The following is a 1,492-nucleotide window of genomic DNA, read 5'->3' on the forward strand; positions in this document are numbered from 1 at the left end:
TGCGTATTCCGACGAAGCCGGCCATCGATTCCGATTTGAAGCCGGCCAGTCATTCCGATTTCATTCCGGCCGGTGTTCCGATTTGAAGCCGGCCATTTTTCGGACTGATCCTGGGTCTCGTTGATGTTTGGATTGGGTTTCGTTTCAGGTCAAGCGTGCGCTGTTTCGGACGCTCTCGGCGAGCGCTGTTTTCGCATGCTTTCACCGGTGAGATCGATGCGATAGGCGTTGTGAACGAGGCGGTCCAGGATGGCATCGGCCAGGGTTGGGTTTGCAATGATCTCGTACCAGCGATCCAGGGGCAGCTGACTGGTGACGATTGTCGATCGGCGTTCGTAGCGGTCTTCAATGATCTCAAGCACATCACGCCGCTGGTCATCATTGAGTTTTTCCGGTCCCCAGTCATCGAGAATGAGAAGGTCGGTTTTGGCGAGTTGCTTGAGGATCCGGCCATAACGTCCGTCGCCTCTCGCGAGGGCAAGCGTTGCAAACAGCCGGGGAACGCGGTGATAGGCGACGGAGAAATCCTCTCGGCAAGCTTTGTGGCCAAGCGCACAGGCCAGCCAGCTCTTGCCGACGCCGGCCGGCCCGGTGATGAGAAGACTGTGATGCTTTCTGATCCAGTCGCAGCCGGCGAGCGCCATGAACAGATTGCGATCAAGACCGCGTGCGGCACGAAAGTCGGCATTCTCGATCTGTGCGTCATGGCGAAGTTTTGCAGCTCTGGCGCGGGCTTCGAAACGCTTCTGGCGGCGCATGGTAGCCTCGCGCTCGAGCAGCATGGCAAGCCATTCGCCATGCTCGAGGCCGCGTGCTTCGGATTGTGCGTCGAGTTCCTGGAAGGCAGTGGCCATGCCATGAAGGCCGAGTTCGCGCAGCATGTTGATGGTCGGATGGATGAGCATTGGTATGTCTCCTCAATGGAAGTAATCAGGGCCACGCAGATTGGCGTGATCGACGATGGCGGTCGGTTCGGTGGAATGCCTTGCGGCCTTGTGATTGGCGATGAGCGAGGCGATGCTCTTGCAGTTCAGCCCACCGATCTCGACAGCGCGGGCTGAGACGGCTTCGGCGCGATCGCGTGTGACATCGCGAAACAGGCGAAGGACACCCAGGCATGTTCGAAAGCCTTGTTCAGGATGTGGGCGGCTGGCGAGGATTGCGACAACCAAGCCTTCCGTCTCGGGCCCGACGGATGCGGCCCAGCGACGGAAACGATCCGGCGTCCACTCGGCATATCGCCGGTGGGAGCTGGGCATATGATCCGGATCCGTCCCATGACGAGGGCCGCCATAGCGGCGCTGATGGACGGCAATGCGCTTGCCGCGGTGGAAGATCTCGATGGTGCGTGCCGTTGCCCTCAGATCGACTTGCTGACGAATGAGGTTGTGCGGTACGGAATAGAAGAAGGTCTTGAACTCGACGTGGTAATCCGTCGAGACGCGGGCCAAACGCCACTCGGCGAATTCGTAGTCTTCGCTCGGAAGGCTTG

Annotated in this window: 2 protein-coding genes; both read right to left on the minus strand. The window is 59.5% G+C overall.

Annotation, left to right across the window (positions count from 1 at the left end; translation table 11 throughout):
• Positions 1-149: 149 nt before the first annotated feature.
• Positions 150-905: an IS21-like element helper ATPase IstB gene (istB, locus tag BLS48_RS34600; RefSeq protein WP_038646815.1), complete on the minus strand. Its 756-nt coding sequence runs from the start codon at positions 903-905 to the stop codon at positions 150-152.
• Between the two features lie 12 nt (positions 906-917).
• A partial coding sequence (locus BLS48_RS34605) for a transposase (protein ID WP_143019608.1) occupies positions 918-1,492 on the minus strand: 575 nt, incomplete at its 5' end.

Origin of the sequence: Mesorhizobium qingshengii (genome assembly GCF_900103325.1) — a bacterium.
GTDB lineage: Bacteria > Pseudomonadota > Alphaproteobacteria > Rhizobiales > Rhizobiaceae > Mesorhizobium > Mesorhizobium qingshengii.